Source organism: Pseudomonas sp. TE3910 (genome assembly GCF_056279025.1).
On sequence record NZ_JBWBQN010000001.1, the window covers coordinates 828,117 to 846,732 of the forward strand.

Below are 18,616 nucleotides of genomic sequence, written 5' to 3' on the forward strand. Positions count from 1 at the left end.
GACAAGGAGACACACAATGAGGCCGTTCTGGTTACAGCAGGCATTGGACCAGGAAGAGGCGGCGCCTTGTGCGCCGCTGGCCGGTGACAGCCGTTGCGATGTATGCATCGTCGGCGGCGGCTACACCGGTTTGTGGACCGCGCTGATGCTCAAGGAGCAACAGCCGACGCTGGATATCCTGCTGATTGAGGCGGATACCTGCGGCGCAGGTGCCAGCGGGCGCAATGGTGGCTGTGCCTTGTCCTGGTCGGCCAAGTATTTCACGCTGGAGCGGCTGTTTGGGGTTCAGGAGGCGGTGCGCCTGGTCCGGGAGTCGGAACAGAGTATTCGGGCTATCGGCGACTACTGTACTGCCCATGGTATCGACGCCGACTACCGATTGGATGGCACCCTGTACACCGCCACCAACTCCGCTCAAGTGGGGGCGACAGACCGTGTGATCGCCGCGCTGGAGCGCCAGGGCGTGAACTCGTTCCAGCGTTTGCCATTGGCGCAGGTGCAGCGCCTGGCAGGTTCGCACAAGCACCTGGAGGGGTGGTTCTCGCCGGCGGCAGCAACGGTTCAGCCCGGTAAACTGGTACGTGGTTTGCGCCGGGTCGCGCTGCAGCGGGGCATTCGTATCCACGAACAGACTGCGATGACCGGCTTGCAGCAGGGTCGACAATCACAGGTACAGACCGCTCACGGTACGGTACACGCCGACCGTGTGGTGCTGGCCTTGAATGCCTGGATGGCACGGGCGTTCCCACAGTTCGAACGCAGCGTAGCGATTGTCTCCAGCGACATGATCATCACTGAGCCCTACCCACAGTTACTCGAACAGATGGGCTTGAACACAGGTATCAGTGTGCTGGATTCGCGGATTTTCGTGCATTACTACCACAACACCCCGGATGGCCGGCTGATGCTTGGCAAAGGCGGTAATACCTTTGCTTATGGCGGAAAAATGCTGCCGGTGTTCGATCAGCCGTCGCCCTACGAGCCGTTGTTGCGGCGAAGCCTTGGCGAGTTTTTCCCCGCATTGGCCGACGCACGGATCGCGGCGACCTGGAATGGCCCTTCTGACCGCTCGGTCACCGGCTTGCCGTTTTTTGGCCGGTTACAGGGCGAGGGCCAGGTGTTCTATGGCTTTGGCTACTCCGGGAGTGGGGTGGGGCCTTGCCATATGGGCGGGCAGATTCTGTCCTCACTGGTTTTGGGGCTCGACAACCCCTGGACGCGCTCGCCGCTGGTCAATGGCCCGTTGGGCTATTTTCCACCTGAACCGATCCGTTACCTGGGGTCGTTGATGGTGCGCAATGCAATCCGGCGCAAGGAGCAGGCCGAAGACCGTGGGCGCCGACCCCGCCGCCTTGATGTGCACCTGGCCAGGTTTGCTGCAGCGGCTGGCAAGGCCGACAAGGGTTGAGGCGATTTTTTGTCGATTGCGGCAAAGAGGGCGTATAAACTGCACCCACTTTGCCGGTCGCTACCTGAACCGGCGCTTGAAGCACAGAAAGAGAGTCGACATGGGCGCACAGTGGAAAGCCAAACATAAAGAAGCAGCAGCCAATGCCAAGGGCAAGATCTTCGGCAAGCTGGCCAAGGAAATCCAGATCGCCGCACGCGGTGGTGCCGACCCTGACATGAACTCCCGCCTGCGTCTGGTGGTCGAGCAGGCCAAGAAGGCCTCGATGCCTCGCGAAACCCTGGAGCGCGCGATCAAGAAAGGTGCTGGCCTGTCGGGTGACGTCGTGCAGTACACCCTGGTCAAGTACGAAGGTTTCGCTCCGCATCAGGTGCCACTGATCGTCGAGTGCCTGACCGACAACGTCAACCGCACCGTTGCTGAAATCCGCGTACTGTTCCGCAAGGGCCAGTTGGGTGCCGAGGGTTCGGTGTCCTGGGACTTCAACCACGTTGGCCTGATCGAAGCCAGCCCGGACAGCGCCGACGCCGACCCGGAAATGGCCGCCATCGAAGCTGGCGCCCAGGATTTCGAGCCTGCCGAAGAGGGCGCGACCCTGTTCATCACCGAAACCACCGATCTGGATGCGGTGCAGAAGGCGCTGCCTGAGCACGGTTTCAGCGTCATTTCGGCGAAAATCGGTTATGTACCGAAAAACCCCGTTACCCTCGACAGTGAAGAAAAGCTCGCTGAAGTCGAAGCCTTCCTTGAGGCCATCGACAACCACGACGACGTGCAAAACGTCTACGTCGGTCTGGCAGGCTAACACCTTCCCGTCACACTGCCGGGCAGCCTTGTTGCCTGCCCGGTGGTCGAGACGCCAGCATGGCGTTAACATCGGTCCTGTAATTGTTCCCATAACAACAATCAGGACGTTTATGAACAACACCCATGTACTTTCCATCCAGCAGTTGGCCTCGCCCGAGGGTTCCTGCTACGGCTGCGGCTGCTCCCATCCTACCGGTCTGCACGTTGAAAGCCATTGGGCCGAAGACGGCGTGCATGTGCTGTGCAAGCACACCCCGGCAAGTGAATTCCATGGTTGGCCGGGGCTGGTCTACGGCGGCCTGCTGGCGATGCTGGTCGATTGTCATTCCAACTGGACGGCAATGGCCTATCACTACCGTGCCGAGGGCCGTGAACCGGGTAGCCTGCCACGTATCGACTGCGTGACCGGGCAACTGAGCCTGACCTACCTCAAGCCGACCCCCATGGGTGTCGAGTTGGTGCTCAAGGCCCGCGTTGAAGGCGAAGTAGGGCGCAAGAGCCGGGTGATTTGCGAAATTTGGGCCGGTGATGTCCTGACCGTGACCGCCGACTCGGTGTTTGTTCGTGTAGACACCGAACGCCTGCGCCAACAGGCTCACACCCCCGCTTAAGGTTGTACGTCTTTGGAATGGCAGCCCTGTTGGCCGTGCAACGGGGGTGTCGCTCCGGCCCGCCTGTGTTGATGACTTGACCCGTTGAAAAGAGGTGTATACGCTCGCGTCACCCAGAAGACTACCGACCGTTAGGTTTTGTTTGAGGCGAATTGGAAATCGAGCACATGCACACCGTAACGAAAACGCCATCACCGCCTGTTCGGTTTGCCGTAGCGCTGGCGCTGATCGGCGCCCTTGGCCCTTCGGCAGTCGACATGTACCTGGCCAGCATGCCGGCGATTGCTGCCGAATTTCGAACGTCATACGCCGCCGTGCAGTTGACCTTGACGGTGTTCCTGCTGGCCATGGGCGCCGGGCAACTGTTGTTTGGCCCACTGATCGATATGCTGGGTCGACGTCGGCCATTGTTGGCAGGGCTGCTGGTGTTCATCCTCAGTTCGGTATGGGCGGCCCGCGCAGATTCCCTCGACGCGTTGGTTGTGGCGCGCTTTGTCCAGGGCTTGGGCAGTGCCCTGACACTGGTCGTGATCATGAGCATGGTGCGCGATGTCGCCGAAGGCGCCCGGGCGGCGCAACTCTTTGCCTTGCTGATGACCATTGAAGGCCTGGCGCCGGTTGTTGCGCCGGCCTTGGGGGGCGTTGTTGGTGCGCACTATGGCTGGCGAATGGTCATGCTGGTGTTGGCCACGCTGGGTGCCGTCGTGCTGCTGAACGCCAGCCTGGTGCTCAAGGAAACCTTGCCTGCAGACCAACGTATGGCCTTTCGACCCAGGGCATGTCTGCGCACTTATGCAGGGATTGCCAGTGACCGTCAGTTCCTGCGCCCGGCGTTGGCGCTGGCGGCGGTGTTTTTCTTCCTGTTCGCCTACATTGGCGGCGCCGCGTATGTCTATCAGCACCACTATGGGCTGTCGGTCGAGGCGTTTGGCACGCTGTTTGGCGCAACCGGCATTGCGATTTTGCTGGGGGCGATCACGGCGGGGCGGCTGGTGGCACGCAAAGGGCTTGGGCGGTTGGCGTTGGTCGGCGCCGGCTGCATGTTGCTCGGGTCGCTACTGGTACTGATTGGCGCCGTTACCGCCAGCGGGCTGGTTGGGATCGTCGCAGGCATGGCCCTGGCCATGTTTGGGCTGGGCGTTGCCGAGGCCACGCTGATGTCGATGGCCATGGCTTCACAAACCCGTGCACTAGGCTCTACGGCGGCGTTGCTGGGGGCGTTTCAGTTGATCATTTCGTCGTTCGCCACGCCGTTGTCAGGCATCATGGCGCCTTTGGGCGCATCGCATTGGGCGTTGCTGCTGGCGCTGTCGGCTGTGTTGGTAGCGGTGCTGGTACGCGCCAGTGTGCGCTGTGCGCCTGGCGAGCGGCAGCATCTGGCCGGGCACTGAGGCCCGGGGTAACTGTTTTCTGGAGAACGCTGCATGAGAACCCTGTCGCCTTCGGCAGAAAAGATATGCGTGATTGCCGTCGAGCATTTTGCCAACAGCGGCTACGACGCCTGTTCGCTCAATGACATTGCGGTGGCGGCGGGTATGCGCAAGCCATCGTTGTATGCGCATTTCAGCAGCAAGGACGACCTGTTCCAGGCCGTCTTCGAGCGTGCGGTAGAGGCAGAGCGGTTGTATGTCGAGGACTGTTTTGCTCATCCGCATGGCGATGTTCCCGGCGGGCTGTACTGCCAGCGTCTGGGTGAGCGCTATCTAGGGTCGGCGCATTTGCGTTTCTTGCTGCGCACGGCGTTTTTTCCGCCGACGGAGCTGCGGGCCTGGATCTCTGCGGGGTTCGAGGGTTATCTGTCGCGGCTGGCGGCGTTGTTCGTTGCACGCATGAAGGCCTATCGGCCGACGTTCAATGATGAGCAGGCCGGACTCTACCGGGATGCCTACATGGGAATTGTCGACAGTTTGGCGGTGGAGCTGATCTACGCCGGGCCTGAGGCCTATGCCCGACGGCTGGCCGCATTGTGGAAGGTGTTCGAGGATTCATTGGCGCGTAGCGGCGCCGAAAAATAAGACCTTAGTACCATGGCGGCTTCATTGAAGCGGTCCATACTCATCGTTCGCCCTTAAATAACAACAAGCTCAGGGTTCGACATCGATGACTTACCAGCACTGCTATGATCGCTCCATTGCTGACCCCGCTGCGTTTTGGGCCGAGCAAGCCAATGACCTGGCCTGGTACCGAAAACCTACACAGACGCTGACCGAAAACGCCGATGGTACGCACCAGTGGTTCAGCGATGGCCGTTTGAACAGCTGCTACCTGGCCCTCGATTATCAAATCGAGCAAGGCCGTGGCAAGCAAGTCGCGCTGATCTATGACTCCCCGGTAACCCACACCCAGCAAACCTTTACCTACCTGCAAATGCGCGACGAAGTCGCACGCCTGGCCGGCTTGCTGCGCCAGTTGGGTGTGGAAAAGGGTGACGGTGTCATCATCTACATGCCCATGGTGCCCCAGGCCGCTATGGCCATGCTCGCCTGTGCCCGCATTGGCGCGGTGCATTCGGTAGTGTTTGGTGGCTTTGCCGCCAATGAGTTGGCCCTGCGCATCGATGATGCCCGGCCAAAACTGCTGCTGACTGCCTCCTGCGGGTTGGAGTTCGACCGGGTCATTGCCTACAAACCCTTGGTCGACCGGGCCCTGCAACTGGCACAACATCAGCCCAGGCAGGTACTGGTACTTCAGCGCCCGCAAGCCCGTGCCGAGATGATCGAGGGGCGCGATCTGGATTGGCAGGCCGCCGTCGCCAGTGCTGAACCGGTCGCGCCGGTCGAGCTGGGCGCTGCCGACCCGCTCTACATCATGTACACCTCGGGCACCACCGGAAAACCCAAAGGTATCGTGCGCGAAAACGGCGGTAATGCCGTGGCGCTGAAGTTCGCCATGCAGCACATCTATGGCATGCAGCCGGGTGATGTCTGGTGGGGAATCTCCGATGTGGGCTGGGTGGTCGGGCACTCGTTGATCGTTTACGGGCCGCTGATGAATGGCTGCACCAGTGTGTTCTATGAGGGCAAGCCGATTCGTACACCAGACGCCGGTGCTTACTGGCGTGTGGTAGAGCAGTACAAGGTTAACGGGATGTTCTGCGCGCCGACAGCGATGCGGGCGGTGCGCAAGGAGGACCCGGAAGGCCTGTTGCTGCGTAAATATGACCTGAGCTCGTTGCGTCAGTTGTTCCTGGCCGGCGAGAAACTTGACTCCAGCACCCACCAATGGCTCGAGGCAACCAGTGGCAAGGCGGTCCACGATCACTGGTGGCAGACCGAAACCGGCTGGCCGGTGACAGCGCCCTGTGTCGGTCTTGATGGCAGTGGCGTGCGAGCAGGATCGAGCAACCGTGCGGTACCGGGGTACCACGTTCAGGTACTGGATGACGACGGGCATTTGCTGGGGCCAAATCAGCAAGGCGCCATCGTCATTGCCTTGCCGTTGCCGCCCGGCTGCAGCCAGACCTTGTGGGGCGACCACGCACGCTACGTGCAGTCGTACCTGCAGACGTATCCGGGTTACTACCATACCGGAGACGGCGGTTACCTGGATGATGACGGCTTTGTCTACATCATGGGGCGCACCGATGATGTGATCAACGTCTCAGGCCATCGCCTCTCGACCGGTGAAATGGAAGACCTGGTGGCCGCGCATCCGGCCGTGGCCGAATGTGCGGTGATCGGTGTCTACGACGAGATCAAGGGCCAGGTGCCATTGGCACTGGTAGTGCTCAAGGACGCGACGCCAATCAGTGAGCAGCAGTTGCAGAGCGAGCTGGTTGCCCGCGTTCGCGAGCAGATCGGTGCACTGGCCTGCTTCAATCAGGTTCGTGTGGTCAAGCGCCTGCCCAAGACGCGCTCAGGGAAAATTCTCCGGGCCGTGTTGCGCAAGATCGCCGATCAACAGCCCTATACGCCGCCATCGACGCTCGATGACCCCGCCGTGCTGGATGAGATCGAGGCAGTGCTCGCCAGCCTTGCCCGGGCAGGCTAACGGGTAGGCGGTACATGGCCTGAGACACAGGCCATGTACCGCGTGTTCTCACTGTTCTGTCTTCTGCTGCAACTGCCCGAGGCGGCTGCGGGTGCGGGCCAGGTCGTTGGCTGTCCCTTGCAGGGCGGCGTCCAATGGCTGTTCGCCAATCAGCACCAGATACTTGTCCTGGTCGTAGAGCACGTCAATCAGGTTGATGAAACGCTGCTGGGCGGCGATCGAACAGTCCGCCAGGTTTGGCAGGCCATCGATGACCCAATGCTCGAATCGCTGCGCCAATTGCAAGTAGTCGATGACGGCGGTGGGTTGTTCGCAAAGGGCCGCGAAGTCGAACGCAACACGCTCGCCGTCAACTAGCCAGGCCTGTACATCTCGTTTTCCCACTGCAAGGGCGGTGGGCTGCGCCGGTGGCAGGTCGAGGGCAGTGCGTTGTTCGGCGTTGCCTGGCCACAGGTAGCAACCCTGGGTAAAACGTTGGTGGCTGCCACTGCCCGGCAGGCCCCGGTAGTCCTCGCCGCCTACTTCCACGACGTGCATGTGCTGTTTGATCAGGCGGATGACCGGCTCGAAACGCTGGTGGTAGAGCGGGTTTGGCAGCAGCCCTTCGGGCGGGTAGTTGGAGGTGACCAGCAGCAGGATACGTCGCTCGAACAACGCCTTGAACAGTTGGGTGATGAGCATGGCATCACCGATGTCATGGACATGGAACTCATCGAAACACAGGACTTTGCAGTCCTCGAGCAACTCGTCAAGGGTGCAGGCCAGCGCATTGTCGGCATGCCGATGACGGAACATGCCGTCGTGCAGCCGGGCGAAGAAGTCATGAAAGTGCAGGCGGCGTTTTTGCTCCAGGGTGATTGCCCGGAAGAATCCCTCCAGCAACCAGCTTTTGCCGCGCCCGACACCGCCATAGAGGTACAGGCTGCGTGCCTGGCCCCGCGCCAGTTGTTCGACCTGCCCGGCCATGAAGCCGATCACCTGTTGCTGGCTGTGGCTCAGGGTATAGCCCTGTTCGTGGGCTTTGTGCTGGAACCACAGACGCAACTGCTGAGCGGGACCATCGTTGAGGGTAGAACCGCGTTGCATACGCTGGCGCAAGCTGCGCAAGGGGGAGCGAATCCAGGATGAAGAGGGCGGCTTTGCAGTCAACGTGGGTTCCTTGGCGTAAGGGGAACGAACAGCCCACCTTGAGCGAGCGCGGCTAATTTACCCAATAGCGACGCAGGCGACCAGCGATCTTGAGCCCCTGCGGTGTTACGGTGCCTTGTGGCCGTCAGTGTGCGGCGCGACGAGCGCACAAGGCCTCCAGACTGTCGCGCAGAGCCGCGCCATCGTCGTCCAGCGCCGGGCGGGCGTAGAGTGCCAGTGTCAACCCGTCGATAGGCGCGAAGCCTTCATTGATACCCAGTACGCGATGGCTGCTTTCAACACTGCGTGCCGGGATCAGGCTTACCCCCAGGCCTGCACTCACTGCCGCGCTGATGCTGGCCAGGCTGGTGCTGGAGTAACTGATACGCCAAGGGCGCCCGGCCGCTTCCAGCGCATGGATCATTTCCTGGCGATACAGCGCACCTACCGGGAACACCACCAAGGGCACGGGGTCGGTTATCGGGTGCCTGGCACTGCTGACCCAGGCCAACGGTTCCGGCCAGTACGCATGACAGTCACTGTCAGCGCCCCATTGCTTGACCAGCAGCAGGTCCAGTTCGCCATTACGGTACAGGTGCAGCAGCGGCAGGCTGAGGCCGCACTCGACCTCCAGGCGCATACGTGGCCGCTCGGCCAGCAGGTGGCTCAATGGCGTCGTGAGAATTTCGCCCGCGAAGTCATCCGGCACCCCAAGACGCAACGCCACCTCCGGTTGCTGAGGGCTCAGGGCGTGGCGCGCTTCCTCTTCCAGGCGCAGGATGCGCCGGGCATAGCCCAGCAGCCGTTCGCCTGCTTCGGTCGGCCAGACCTGCCGCTGGCTGCGGTCCAGCAAACGGCAGCCCAGGCGTTGCTCCAACCGGATGATCTGTTGGCTGATGGTTGATTGGGTTAGGTGCAGGCGCTCGCCAGCGCGGGTGAAACTGCCGGCTTCGACGACAGTGACGAAGCTGCGCAACAGTAAAGGGTCAAGCATTCGAAATCCCACTGGCATGCATGAAATCAATTAATTTCATACTACCCCGGCGTCTCAGGATAATCACCGGCCTGTGTTGAATCTCATTAAAAGGCGCAAGCATGAACAGCGAAATGAACGCGCACCTGAGTCGGACCGGCGCGCTCGGCTGGCTGTTGGTGGTGGCGGTGGCGATTAACCTCAGGCCGATCCTGACCAGCATCGGCCCGTTGCTGGAGGAGATTCGCAACAGCACCGGCCTGGGTTACCAGCAGGCGGCACTGCTCACCGCGTTGCCGGTGTTGTGCATGGGCCTGGTACCGTTGCTGCAACCCTGGCTACGCCGCTGGCTGAGCGAGCACCACGGGATGCTTGCCGGGCTTGCAGCCATTGCCCTGGCGTGTACCTGGCGCCTGTTTCTGCACAGTGGTACGGCGCTGATTGCCAGTGCCGCGTTGGCTGGCCTGGGTGTGGCTTTTATTCAGGCCTTGATGCCAGGCCTGGTCAATCGTTGGTTCCCCTCACGCCTGGCGTTGGCCATGGGCGTGTATTCGGCAGCGTTGATGAGCGGTGGTGGAATCGCCGCCGTGCTCGGCCCGCGGATCGCGGAAACGGCCGGGCACTGGCAGGCGGGTCTTGGGGTGTGGCTGCTACCGGCGCTGCTGGCCCTGGTCTTGTGGTGCGTGGCGCGCCCCAGCGCGGAGCAGGCGCGTAGTGGGGCAGAGGCCAGGCGACACTTTTTCGGCAGCCGCCGTGCGTGGTTGCTGGCGGGCTACTTTGGCCTGATCAACGGTGGTTACACCAGCATGGTTGCCTGGTTGCCGGCCTACTATCGGCAGATCGGTGGCAGCGCCCAGGGCGGCGGCGAGTTGATTGGCTTGATGACCATTTTCCAGGTGTTGGGTGCGTTGGGCCTGCCGTTGCTGTTGCGGCGTTTGGCTGATCGGCGCCCGGGGCTGTTGGTGGCCTTGTTGTCGCAGTTGCTGGGCTTTATCGGCCTGCTGATGCAGCCTTCATTATGGTCGGGGCTGTGGGTGGCGCTAATTGGTTTCGGCCTGGGCGCCTGCTTCAGCCTGAGCCTCACGCTCACCCTTGAACACTTGCGCGGCAAGCCTGCCGAGGCAGGGGCACTGGCGGCGTTTGTTCAAGGTATCGGTTTTATCATCACCGGCATCATTCCCTACCTGACAGGCTGGCTGCGGGATATCAGCGGCGATTTCCAGGCCTCGTGGCTGTTGCTGACCTTGACCGTGGTACTGATGCTCGTGGTGACCTTGCGTTTTTCTCCGGGCGGTTATGCCGGCGCCATGAGCGAGGAGGGTGAGCGTCAGGTGAGCCCTGTGGCCAGATGATGGGTGACAGGTGTTTCACCCGTGTAACTGAAGGCGTGCCGTTGATCCGCAAAACCTACGTATCGTCTGTGCGACGCCACACTCAAGGGTGTCAGCCATTTCCATTTGGAGGGCAACCCTCATGAAAGCCCGTTGGGTGTTGGCATCGGCCTTGCTGGCCTGTGCTGCTGTGCAGGCACAAGACGCAGTACCGTTGTATCACTATGGCATGCCGCTTGATGTGGCCAAGGTGGTCAACCTGAGTGAGCCGGAGTCGATGCTGTGTGAGGTGGTAAAGGCACGTATGGTCTACAAGGATTCGGCCGGGCAAGTGCGTAGCCTGGACTACCTGAAACTGGCGCAAGCCTGCAACCATGGCGGTTGATCCGCCGTCGTTGATGTTATGGCCTGAGTGCAGTCATGGTGTGGGTAGGTGCTGCTGAGTCTCGTTGAATGACCATGACCGCACACAAGGCTTTTGCCTGAGGTGAGTGAATCGGCGTAGCCTTGCCGTGTCAGCCGCAATGGATTCGCCCATGGCCCCGCGCAAACCCAGTATTCGCCAACGCAATGTCGACAGTATTCTCCTCGCTGCGGAAAAGGTATTTGCCGAAAAAGGCTTTGCCGGCACCGCCATGGCCGACATTGCCGAGGCTGCCGAACTGCCGCGTAGCAATGTGCACTATTACTTCAGTACCAAGGCAGAGTTGTATCAGGCTGTAGTGCTCGGCTTGCTTGAGGTGTGGAAACAGGATGCGCTGTGTTTCGAGCTGTATGACGATCCGAGGATCGTGCTCAGCAGCTACATACGCGCCAAGATGAATCATTCGCGCAGCCGGCCTCATGGCTCCAAGGTCTGGGCCGATGAAATTATCCATGGTGCGCCCAACCTCGGCACAGCCCTGGATGACAGCCTGTGTGGCTGGGCGAAACTGAAGGAGGCGAAAATTCGTCAGTGGGTCGAAGACGGACGCATCCTGCCGGTCGAGCCCTCAGGGTTGCTGTACATGATCTGGGCTTCGACCCAGCACTACGCCGATTTCAGCCATCAGGTCAGCCTGCTGAACGCGCATCAGCCCCTCGATGACCTGCAGTTTGAGCGCGCTGTGCAGACCGTCACCTGCGTCATCTTGCGAGGTATCGGGCTGGAACCCTGAGCGTGCCGTCGCGGACGGCACCGGGCGTTACGCCCGATCCGCTTTAGCGGTCGCCGCGCGCAAACGCGTGCAAGGTCTGGCCTTCCATCCGGTAGCGCACCCACTCATCCTGAGGCTGTGCGCCAATCGAGCGGTAGAACTGAATGGCGGGTTCGTTCCAGTCCAGTACGCTCCACTCCAGGCGGCCGCACCCCTTGTCGCAGGCTTCTCGGGCGATATGGCGCAGCAACTGCTTGCCTGCGCCGCTACCGCGTTGGTCGGGGGTGATGTAAAGGTCTTCGAGGTAGATGCCGTTGCTGCCCAGCCAGGTGGAGTAGCTGAAAAAGTACACCGCGTAGCCGATGACCTGGCCATCGCGCTCGCAGATCAGCGCTTTGGCCGTCGCCTCAGGGCTGAACAGGCTGCGCTCGATATCGGCGAGGTTGGCGACCACTTCATGGCGGGCGCGTTCGTAGTCGGCGAGCTCGATGATCAGCTCGAGAATGCGCCCTGCGTCTTCAAGGCGGGCGGGGCGAATGTGCACGGTCATAAGTGAGGTTTCTGCGGGCAAGGGGTGGGCGACCATCGTAACCGTCAGGGTGTGATCGTCAACTCCGCCAGCAGGCCAGCACCCACACGGACTGCATGGGTGCTGGCGTTCCTGCGGTCTAGCGGCGCACGCTTGCTGCGTGAATCAGCCTTGGCGTTTTACCACCAGCGTCAAGATGTCGTAGCTGGCCACCAGCTCGCCGAGCTGGTTGGTGACTTCGACATCCCAGGCCACGACCCCTTGCGGGATACCCTGCGGGCTCTTTTTGCCCTGGTCGATCTTGCGCTTGCAGGTCAGGCGCGCCTGGATGGTGTCGCCGATGCCCACCGGATTGATAAAGCGCAGGGTGTCCAGGCCATAGTTGGCCAGCACCGGGCCGGGTGCGGCGCTGACGAACAGCCCTGCCGCCGCCGACAGCACAAAGTAACCATGGGCGATGCGTTTGCCGAATTGCGATTCCTTGGCGGCGATGTCATCGAAGTGCATGTAGAAATGGTCGCCCGACAGGCAGCCGAAGTTGACCAGATCGGCTTCGGTCACGGTACGTCGATGGGTCAGCAGTGACTCACCAATCTGCAGGTCTTCAAAGTGACGGCGGAACGGGTGCACCTCGGTTTCGATCACCTCGGCGCCACGTACGTATTCACCGGTCACGGCCATCAGCATGCTCGGTGAGCCTTGCACGGCGGCGCGCTGCAGGTAGTGCTTGACCGCACGCAGGCCGCCCAGTTCCTCACCGCCGCCGGCTCGACCGGGGCCGCCGTGCTTGAGCTGTGGCAGTGGTGAGCCGTGCCCTGTGGACTCTACTGCCGCTTCGCGGTCCAGCACCAGCAGGCGCCCGTGCCAGGCGGCAGCGGCGGGTATCGCCTTGGCGGCGACCTGGCGATCATGGGTGACCAGCGTTGCGACCAGGCTGCCTTTGCCGCGCGCTGCCAGTGCCAGGGCTTCGTCCAGATCGTCGTAGGCCATCAGTGTACTGACCGGGCCGAAGGCTTCGATATCGTGAGCACCGCCCTCGGCATGTGGATTGCGCGCCTGGAGCAGGGTCGGGGCGAAGAACGCACCCTCCGCGACGCCTTCGCCAACCGGGGCAAAACCATCGCGCTCGCCGAACAGCAGGTCGCAGCTTTGCAGCAGGCTCTGCACACGTTCAGCGACATCGGCCTGTTGGCTATGGGAGGCGAGTGCGCCCATGCGTACGCCTTCCACCGATGGGTCGCCGACCACCACCTTGCTCAGGCGCTCGCGCAGGCGGCTAGCGACCGCGTCGATGTGCTTGGCCGGGACGATGGCGCGGCGGATGGCGGTACATTTCTGCCCGGCCTTGGTGGTCATCTCGCGGACCACTTCCTTGATGTACAGGTCAAACTCCGGGTCGTCCGGGGTTACGTCCGGGCCCAGAATCGCGCAGTTCAGCGAATCGGCCTCGGCCGTGAAAGGTACCGAATTGCGGATCAGGTTCGGCGTGACGCGCAGTTTGGCGGCGGTGTCGGCAGAACCGGTGAACGTGACCACGTCCTGGCCCTGCAGGCGGTCGAGCAAGTCGCCGGTGCCGCCGATCACCAATTGCAGGCTGCCGACCGGCAACAGGCCGGACTGATCCATCAGGCGCACGACTGCCTCGGTCAGGTAGCTGGTGGAGGTGGCCGGCTTGACGATACACGGCATGCCCGCAAGGAAGGTCGGCGCAAACTTTTCCAGCATGCCCCAGATCGGGAAGTTGAAGGCGTTGATGTGCACGGCCAGGCCCGCGCGCGGCACCAGGATATGGCTACCGGCGAAGTGTCCTTGCTTGCCCAGCGGCATGGCCGGGCCTTCATGGACGATATTGCCCGAAGGCAGTTCACGGGTACCGATACCCGAGTAGGCGAACAGGGTAGCGTTGCCGCCTTCGATGTCGATCCAGCTGTCGGCACGGGTGGCACCGCTGTGGTGCGACAGGGCATACAGCTGCTCCTTGCGTTCGCTCAGGTACAGCGCCAGGGCCTTCAGCCGGGCGGCACGCTGCTGGAAGTCCATGGCCATGAGTTCAGCCAGCCCACGGGCCCGTGCGTGTTCAATGGCTTCGGCGAAGTCTGGGCGCTCTTCGTGGCTGTAGGCCAGGATATGGCCGTCCAAAGCGCTGCGCAGGGGTTGAGCGCCGTGCTGGCCTATCCAGCGGCCGCCGATGAAGCTTTGCAAGGTTGGGGCGTGAGACATCAGGTGTTCTCCTACGTGAATAAGGCCGCTGCGCCAGCGCTGGCGCAGCGGGAGGGCGCTTACCAGAGCGCCAGGGTGTAGCCGACAATGAGGCGGTTCTCGTCCACGGCGTTGGTCAGGCCATTGCCGGAGCGGAAGGTGACGTTGCGCCAGCGCAGGCTGACGTTTTTCAGTGGCCCGCTCTGCACCACATAGGCGATATCGGTATCGCGTTCCCACTCACGACCGTTGTCCACGCTGGCCGTCTTGGCGTGACGACCGTCGGTGTAGCGGGTCATGAAGCTCAGGCCCGGTACGCCGAGGGCGGCGAAGTCGTAGTCATAGCGCACTTGCCAGGAGTCCAGGCCAGCGCGGGTGAAGGTGTTGTAGGTCACCAGGTTGACCACATAGGGGTCGCCACCATTGAGGAACGGGAACGCACTGTCGCCGGACTGCTGCTGGAAGTTGGTGCTGAACTTGTGGGCACCGACACCCAGGGTGAACATGCCGTTGAAGTTGCGGTTATCGATGCGCCCGGCGCGTTCGGCGCCGTCTTCACGGCTGTCGAAGTAGCGGATATCGCTGCGCAGGCTCAAGCCTTCGGCCAATGGCCAGGTATGCACCAGGCCGACGAACTGCTGACGGTAGATATCCTCCAGCTTGCCGTAGTAGTAGCTCAGTGCCAGTTGCGGGTTGATTGCCCAACTGCCGCCGGCAAAGTCGAAGGCATCACTTGTGGCTGCGCCATACCCGATATCGTCACGGCTGGAGGAGTCGCGCAGATTGGTTTTGGTCAGCCGCCCGCCGTTGAAGGTCAGCCCGTCGAGTTCCTGGCTGGTCAGCAAACCACCCTGAAAGGTCGAGGCGAGCAGGCGGGTGTCGTTGTAGACCACCACCGGCAGCAGCGGCTGCAGGGTGCCCAGGCGAAGGACACTCTTTGACGCGCGCAGCTTGGCGGTCAAACCCAGCTCGCTGTAATCATCGTCCGGCTCCAGGCTGTTACGGCCGTAAGGCAGCAGGCCCGTACCCCGACGATCGCGGCTTGAGTCCAATTTGATACCCAACTGGCCCATGGCGTCGACACCGAAGCCCACCGTGCCTTCGGTGAAGCCCGACTCGATTTTCGTGGTAAAGCCCTGTGCCCATTCGTCGGCCTTGGCCTGTGGCGCGTTGCTTTGACGAAAATCACGATTCAGGTAGTGGTTACGTAGTTCGATCTTGGCGTGGCTGTCCTCGATAAAGTCAGCCAAGGCCGGTGCGGCGGCCATCGGCAAGGTGAGGCCAGCCAGCATGGCGGCAAGCTGTGGAGCGGAAGCAGTACGTATGTGGTTCATTATTTTTATACCCAACAGTCCTGTGACAGCGTTACGTAATGGTCAGTGTTTACTGGCACCGGCGGCGCCGATTCCGGTCATCGAACGAATGAACTGGGCCAGGTAGCGGCCGCGTTCTTGCGCTGCTTGTGGTGAGCTGTCGGTCACTGAGAACACCCAGGCGCCAAGGAACGCCAGGCTCATGGAGAACAGGGCCGGGTTGTTGTAGGGGAACAGTGCCTTGTCGAAGTGCAGGACGTTGACCCAGACCGCCGGGCTGAGCACCAGCAGGGCGATGGCCGAGACCAGGCCAGCCATGCTGCCGGCGACTGCGCCGCGGGTGGTCAGGCCTTTCCAGAACATCGAGAGGAACAGCACCGGGAAGTTCACCGAGGCCGCGATGGCCAATACCAGGCCGGAGAGGAAGGCGATGTTCTGCGACTCGAAGAGCAGGCCGAGGATGATCGCCAGAACGCCGATGGCCAGGGTGGCAATACGCGACACGCGCATTTCTTCTTGCTCGGTGGCTTTGCCCTTGCGTACGACACAAGCATAAAGGTCATGGGAGACCGCCGAGGCACCGGACAGCGCCAGGCCGGCGACCACCGCCAGAATGGTGGCAAAGGCCACTGCCGAAATGAAACCGAGGAACAGGTTGCCGCCAACCGCCTGGGCCAGGTGCACGGCGATCATGTTGCCGCCGCCGATGATCGCGCCGCTGGCATCGCGGTAGGCTGGTTCGGTGCCCACCATGACGATGGCGCCAAAGCCGACGACAATCAGCAGCAGGTAGAAGTAGCCGATGAAACCGGTCGCGTAGAACACGCTCTTGCGTGCTTCCTTGGCGTCGCTGACGGTGAAGAAACGCATCAGGATGTGCGGCAGGCCGGCGGTCCCGAACATCATGCCCAGGCCCAGCGAAATCGCGTCGATCGGGTTGGACAACAGCCCGCCGGGCGCCATGATCGCTTGCCCCTTGGTGTGTACCGCTGCCGCGCCGGCAAACATCGCTTCAGTGCTGTAGCCAAAGTGACGCAGTACCATGAGCGCCATGAAGGTGGTGCCCGACAGCAACAGCACGGCCTTGATGATCTGCACCCAGGTCGTGGCCAGCATGCCGCCGAAGGTGACATAGAACACCATCAGTACGCCCACCAGAATGACCGCATACAGGTAGCTGATGCCAAACAACAACTCGATCAGCTTGCCGGCACCGACCATTTGCGCCACCAGGTACATCAGGGCCACGGTCAGGGTGCCAAACGCCGAGGTCAGGCGCACGGGTGTCTGTGCCAGACGATAGGAGACCACGTCGGCGAAGGTGTACTTGCCCAGGTTGCGCAAGCGCTCGGCAATCAGGAACAGGATGATCGGCCACCCGGCCAGGACACCCAGCGCATAGAGCAAGCCGTCATAGCCATTGAGGAACATCATGGCGGAAATGCCGAGGAACGACGCCGCGCTGATCATGTCGCCAGCAATCGCCAGGCCGTTCTGGAAACCGGTCAGGCCACCACCAGCGGTATAGAAGTCGCTGGCTGAGCGGGTGCGCCGTGCAGCCCAACGGGTAATGCCCAGGGTGAACAGGACGAACATCAGGAACATGCCGATGGCGTTCCAGTTCAACGGGCGGGCAGCATCGGCGGCGAGCGCCAGGTCGCTGATCATCAGGCCCGGCAGCAGTAAGGTAAATACGGGTTTCATTGGGCGCACTCCTGCCGGACTTTGTCGTTGAGCGGGTCGAGTACGTTGTTGGCGCGGTAGACGTAGATGCCGGTCAAGGCAAAGGACAACAGCACGATCACGACCCCGACCAGCATGCCGACCGAGGTGACCCCGCCACTCAGGGATTGACCCAAGGTGCTGGGTGAGAAGGCAACCAGCAGGACGAAGCCGTAGTAGATGACAAGCATGGCCAAGGTCAGCGACCAGTTCAGGCGCTGTTTACGCTTGACCAGCTGTTGAAAGTCCGGGTGCTTGCAGATGCTTTCGATATCGTTGGGTGTCATGGCGCTCTCTTGATCTTTTTTGTAGTTGTTTTGGGGGTATTGCCGGCTTGCGGCAGGGGTAGGCATTGCCTGCCCCTGCGGGTGGATCAAAGCTGGTCGAAATCCAGGACGACCTTATCGCTGACCGGGTAGCTCTGGCACGAGAGCACGTAGCCGGCGGCCACTTCGTAGTCTTCAAGGGCGTGGTTGCTGTCCATCTCCACTTCACCTTCGACGACCTTGCACTTGCAGGTCGAGCACACGCCTGCCTTGCACGAGTAGGGCAGTTCGGCGCCGATGGCATTGCCGGCGTCGAGGATGCTCTGGCTGTTGCGCGGCAGGTCGAAGGCCAGGGCGCGGCCGTCGCTGATCACGGTGATCTGGCTGACCGCCGAATCTGCCTGGCGTGCTGCCTCGCGAGCTTCGCGACGCTGCTCGTTGCCGGCTGCGGCGAACAGCTCGAAATGGATGCGTTCGGCCGCCATGCCGCTGTCCTTGAGGCGGTCGCGGACGATCTCGGTCATGGCCTGTGGTCCGCAGATGAACGCAGCATCAAGGCGCGGCACATCAAGCCAACGGCTGAACAGTTGCCCACACTTGTCCGCATCAATACGGCCGTTATAAAGGTCGATGTCCTGCTGTTCGCGGCTGAAGACAAAAATCAGGTTCAAGCGCTGCAGGTAGCGGTTTTTCAGGTCCTCAAGCTGTTCGCGGAACAGCGCACTGCTGCTGGCGCGATTGCCATAGAGCAGGGTGAAGTGGCTGTTGGGTTCGCTTTCCAGGGTGGTCTTGATGATCGACAGGATCGGGGTAATGCCGCTGCCAGCGGTAACCGCCAGATAGCGGCCCTGTCGTTCAGGGGCGAGGGCGATGTTGAAGCTGCCAGCTGGCGGCATCACCTCGAGCACATCGCCTGCGCTCAGCACGTCGTTGGCGAAGGCCGAGAAGCGACCACCCGGTACCCGCTTGACGGCCACACGCAACTCGCCGTCATTGACCCCGGTGCAGATTGAATAGGAACGGCGTACTTCCTCACCGTCCAGCTGGGTGCGCATGACCAGGTATTGGCCCTGGGTAAAACGAAACTGCTGGCTGAGCGTCGCCGGCACGTCGAACAGAATCGACACCGCATCGCGGGTTTCTGTGCGCACTTGCTTGACGGTCAGGCTGTGAAATTGGCTCATGGTGGCTCTCCATCACGCG

At 61.7% G+C, this 18,616-nt stretch carries 17 protein-coding genes; 9 read left to right on the top strand and 8 right to left on the bottom strand.

The window, feature by feature from the left end:
- Positions 1 to 16 precede the first annotated feature (16 nt).
- From ACZ9H3_RS03745 to ACZ9H3_RS03770, 6 genes are all read left to right on the top strand, one after another.
- Positions 17 to 1,408, top strand: coding sequence for an FAD-dependent oxidoreductase (locus tag ACZ9H3_RS03745; protein ID WP_476219660.1), 1,392 nt, complete (start codon positions 17 to 19; stop codon positions 1,406 to 1,408).
- Positions 1,409 to 1,508: 100 nt separating this feature from the next.
- Positions 1,509 to 2,213: a YebC/PmpR family DNA-binding transcriptional regulator gene (locus ACZ9H3_RS03750; RefSeq protein ID WP_102052280.1), complete on the top strand. Its 705-nt coding sequence runs from the start codon at positions 1,509 to 1,511 to the stop codon at positions 2,211 to 2,213.
- 112 nt (positions 2,214 to 2,325) lie between these two features.
- A complete protein-coding gene (locus ACZ9H3_RS03755) occupies positions 2,326 to 2,826 on the top strand; it encodes a PaaI family thioesterase (protein WP_065758377.1) in 501 nt (166 codons plus the stop codon).
- A gap of 167 nt (positions 2,827 to 2,993) precedes the next feature.
- Positions 2,994 to 4,217 (top strand): multidrug effflux MFS transporter, encoded by a 1,224-nt coding sequence (locus tag ACZ9H3_RS03760; RefSeq protein WP_476219664.1) that lies wholly within the window; start codon positions 2,994 to 2,996, stop codon positions 4,215 to 4,217.
- Positions 4,218 to 4,250: 33 nt separating this feature from the next.
- Positions 4,251 to 4,841 (top strand): TetR/AcrR family transcriptional regulator, encoded by a 591-nt coding sequence (locus tag ACZ9H3_RS03765; RefSeq protein ID WP_476219666.1) that lies wholly within the window; start codon positions 4,251 to 4,253, stop codon positions 4,839 to 4,841.
- Positions 4,842 to 4,926: 85 nt separating this feature from the next.
- Positions 4,927 to 6,816, top strand: coding sequence for a propionyl-CoA synthetase (locus tag ACZ9H3_RS03770; protein WP_476219668.1), 1,890 nt, complete (start codon positions 4,927 to 4,929; stop codon positions 6,814 to 6,816).
- A gap of 48 nt (positions 6,817 to 6,864) precedes the next feature.
- Here ACZ9H3_RS03770 and zapE read toward each other — a convergent pair whose 3' ends face one another.
- Together zapE and ACZ9H3_RS03780 are read right to left on the bottom strand one after the other, a co-directional pair.
- Positions 6,865 to 7,965: a cell division protein ZapE gene (gene zapE / locus ACZ9H3_RS03775; protein WP_476219670.1), complete on the bottom strand. Its 1,101-nt coding sequence runs from the start codon at positions 7,963 to 7,965 to the stop codon at positions 6,865 to 6,867.
- 124 nt (positions 7,966 to 8,089) lie between these two features.
- Complete coding sequence (locus ACZ9H3_RS03780; RefSeq protein ID WP_476219672.1) at positions 8,090 to 8,938, bottom strand: LysR substrate-binding domain-containing protein; 849 nt, start codon at positions 8,936 to 8,938, stop codon at positions 8,090 to 8,092.
- A gap of 101 nt (positions 8,939 to 9,039) precedes the next feature.
- Between ACZ9H3_RS03780 and ACZ9H3_RS03785 the strand changes: the two genes are divergently transcribed.
- The 3 genes from ACZ9H3_RS03785 to ACZ9H3_RS03795 all read left to right on the top strand — a co-directional run bounded on the left by ACZ9H3_RS03785 (position 9,040) and on the right by ACZ9H3_RS03795 (position 11,405).
- Complete coding sequence (locus ACZ9H3_RS03785) at positions 9,040 to 10,269, top strand: cyanate transporter (protein ID WP_330522637.1); 1,230 nt, start codon at positions 9,040 to 9,042, stop codon at positions 10,267 to 10,269.
- 121 nt (positions 10,270 to 10,390) lie between these two features.
- Complete coding sequence (locus tag ACZ9H3_RS03790; protein ID WP_476219674.1) at positions 10,391 to 10,633, top strand: DUF2790 domain-containing protein; 243 nt, start codon at positions 10,391 to 10,393, stop codon at positions 10,631 to 10,633.
- Between the two features lie 151 nt (positions 10,634 to 10,784).
- Positions 10,785 to 11,405, top strand: coding sequence for a TetR/AcrR family transcriptional regulator (locus ACZ9H3_RS03795; protein WP_099774730.1), 621 nt, complete (start codon positions 10,785 to 10,787; stop codon positions 11,403 to 11,405).
- Positions 11,406 to 11,448: 43 nt separating this feature from the next.
- On the opposite strand, the gene ACZ9H3_RS03800 is transcribed toward ACZ9H3_RS03795, so the two are convergent.
- The 6 genes from ACZ9H3_RS03800 to paaE form a co-directional block, all read right to left on the bottom strand.
- Positions 11,449 to 11,934 (bottom strand): GNAT family N-acetyltransferase, encoded by a 486-nt coding sequence (locus ACZ9H3_RS03800; RefSeq protein WP_065758386.1) that lies wholly within the window; start codon positions 11,932 to 11,934, stop codon positions 11,449 to 11,451.
- 144 nt (positions 11,935 to 12,078) lie between these two features.
- The gene (paaZ, locus tag ACZ9H3_RS03805) at positions 12,079 to 14,133 is read right to left on the bottom strand and encodes a phenylacetic acid degradation bifunctional protein PaaZ (protein ID WP_102052285.1); all 2,055 of its coding nucleotides are present in this window, start codon (positions 14,131 to 14,133) and stop codon (positions 12,079 to 12,081) included.
- A 59-nt stretch (positions 14,134 to 14,192) separates the two neighbouring features.
- A complete protein-coding gene (locus ACZ9H3_RS03810) occupies positions 14,193 to 15,446 on the bottom strand; it encodes an OprD family porin (RefSeq protein ID WP_102052286.1) in 1,254 nt (417 codons plus the stop codon).
- A 42-nt stretch (positions 15,447 to 15,488) separates the two neighbouring features.
- Positions 15,489 to 17,129, bottom strand: a complete 1,641-nt coding sequence (locus tag ACZ9H3_RS03815; protein WP_218060839.1) for a cation acetate symporter — start codon at positions 17,127 to 17,129, stop codon at positions 15,489 to 15,491.
- Positions 17,126 to 17,434, bottom strand: a complete 309-nt coding sequence (locus tag ACZ9H3_RS03820; protein ID WP_102052287.1) for a DUF485 domain-containing protein — start codon at positions 17,432 to 17,434, stop codon at positions 17,126 to 17,128. The genes ACZ9H3_RS03815 and ACZ9H3_RS03820 overlap by 4 nt, the downstream gene beginning before the upstream one ends.
- An 86-nt stretch (positions 17,435 to 17,520) precedes the next feature.
- Complete coding sequence (paaE, locus tag ACZ9H3_RS03825; protein WP_476219680.1) at positions 17,521 to 18,597, bottom strand: 1,2-phenylacetyl-CoA epoxidase subunit PaaE; 1,077 nt, start codon at positions 18,595 to 18,597, stop codon at positions 17,521 to 17,523.
- Positions 18,598 to 18,616: the final 19 nt, after the last annotated feature.

Coding starts and splice junctions, on each gene's coding strand:
- ACZ9H3_RS03745 (WP_476219660.1), top strand. CDS start 17: ATGAGGCCGTTCTGGTTACAGCAGGCATTGGACCAGGAAGAGGCGGCG.
- ACZ9H3_RS03750 (WP_102052280.1), top strand. CDS start 1,509: ATGGGCGCACAGTGGAAAGCCAAACATAAAGAAGCAGCAGCCAATGCC.
- ACZ9H3_RS03755 (WP_065758377.1), top strand. CDS start 2,326: ATGAACAACACCCATGTACTTTCCATCCAGCAGTTGGCCTCGCCCGAG.
- ACZ9H3_RS03760 (WP_476219664.1), top strand. CDS start 2,994: ATGCACACCGTAACGAAAACGCCATCACCGCCTGTTCGGTTTGCCGTA.
- ACZ9H3_RS03765 (WP_476219666.1), top strand. CDS start 4,251: ATGAGAACCCTGTCGCCTTCGGCAGAAAAGATATGCGTGATTGCCGTC.
- ACZ9H3_RS03770 (WP_476219668.1), top strand. CDS start 4,927: ATGACTTACCAGCACTGCTATGATCGCTCCATTGCTGACCCCGCTGCG.
- ACZ9H3_RS03780 (WP_476219672.1), bottom strand. CDS start 8,938: ATGCTTGACCCTTTACTGTTGCGCAGCTTCGTCACTGTCGTCGAAGCC.
- ACZ9H3_RS03785 (WP_330522637.1), top strand. CDS start 9,040: ATGAACAGCGAAATGAACGCGCACCTGAGTCGGACCGGCGCGCTCGGC.
- ACZ9H3_RS03790 (WP_476219674.1), top strand. CDS start 10,391: ATGAAAGCCCGTTGGGTGTTGGCATCGGCCTTGCTGGCCTGTGCTGCT.
- ACZ9H3_RS03795 (WP_099774730.1), top strand. CDS start 10,785: ATGGCCCCGCGCAAACCCAGTATTCGCCAACGCAATGTCGACAGTATT.
- ACZ9H3_RS03800 (WP_065758386.1), bottom strand. CDS start 11,934: ATGACCGTGCACATTCGCCCCGCCCGCCTTGAAGACGCAGGGCGCATT.
- paaZ (WP_102052285.1), bottom strand. CDS start 14,133: ATGTCTCACGCCCCAACCTTGCAAAGCTTCATCGGCGGCCGCTGGATA.
- ACZ9H3_RS03810 (WP_102052286.1), bottom strand. CDS start 15,446: ATGAACCACATACGTACTGCTTCCGCTCCACAGCTTGCCGCCATGCTG.
- ACZ9H3_RS03815 (WP_218060839.1), bottom strand. CDS start 17,129: ATGAAACCCGTATTTACCTTACTGCTGCCGGGCCTGATGATCAGCGAC.
- ACZ9H3_RS03820 (WP_102052287.1), bottom strand. CDS start 17,434: ATGACACCCAACGATATCGAAAGCATCTGCAAGCACCCGGACTTTCAA.
- paaE (WP_476219680.1), bottom strand. CDS start 18,597: ATGAGCCAATTTCACAGCCTGACCGTCAAGCAAGTGCGCACAGAAACC.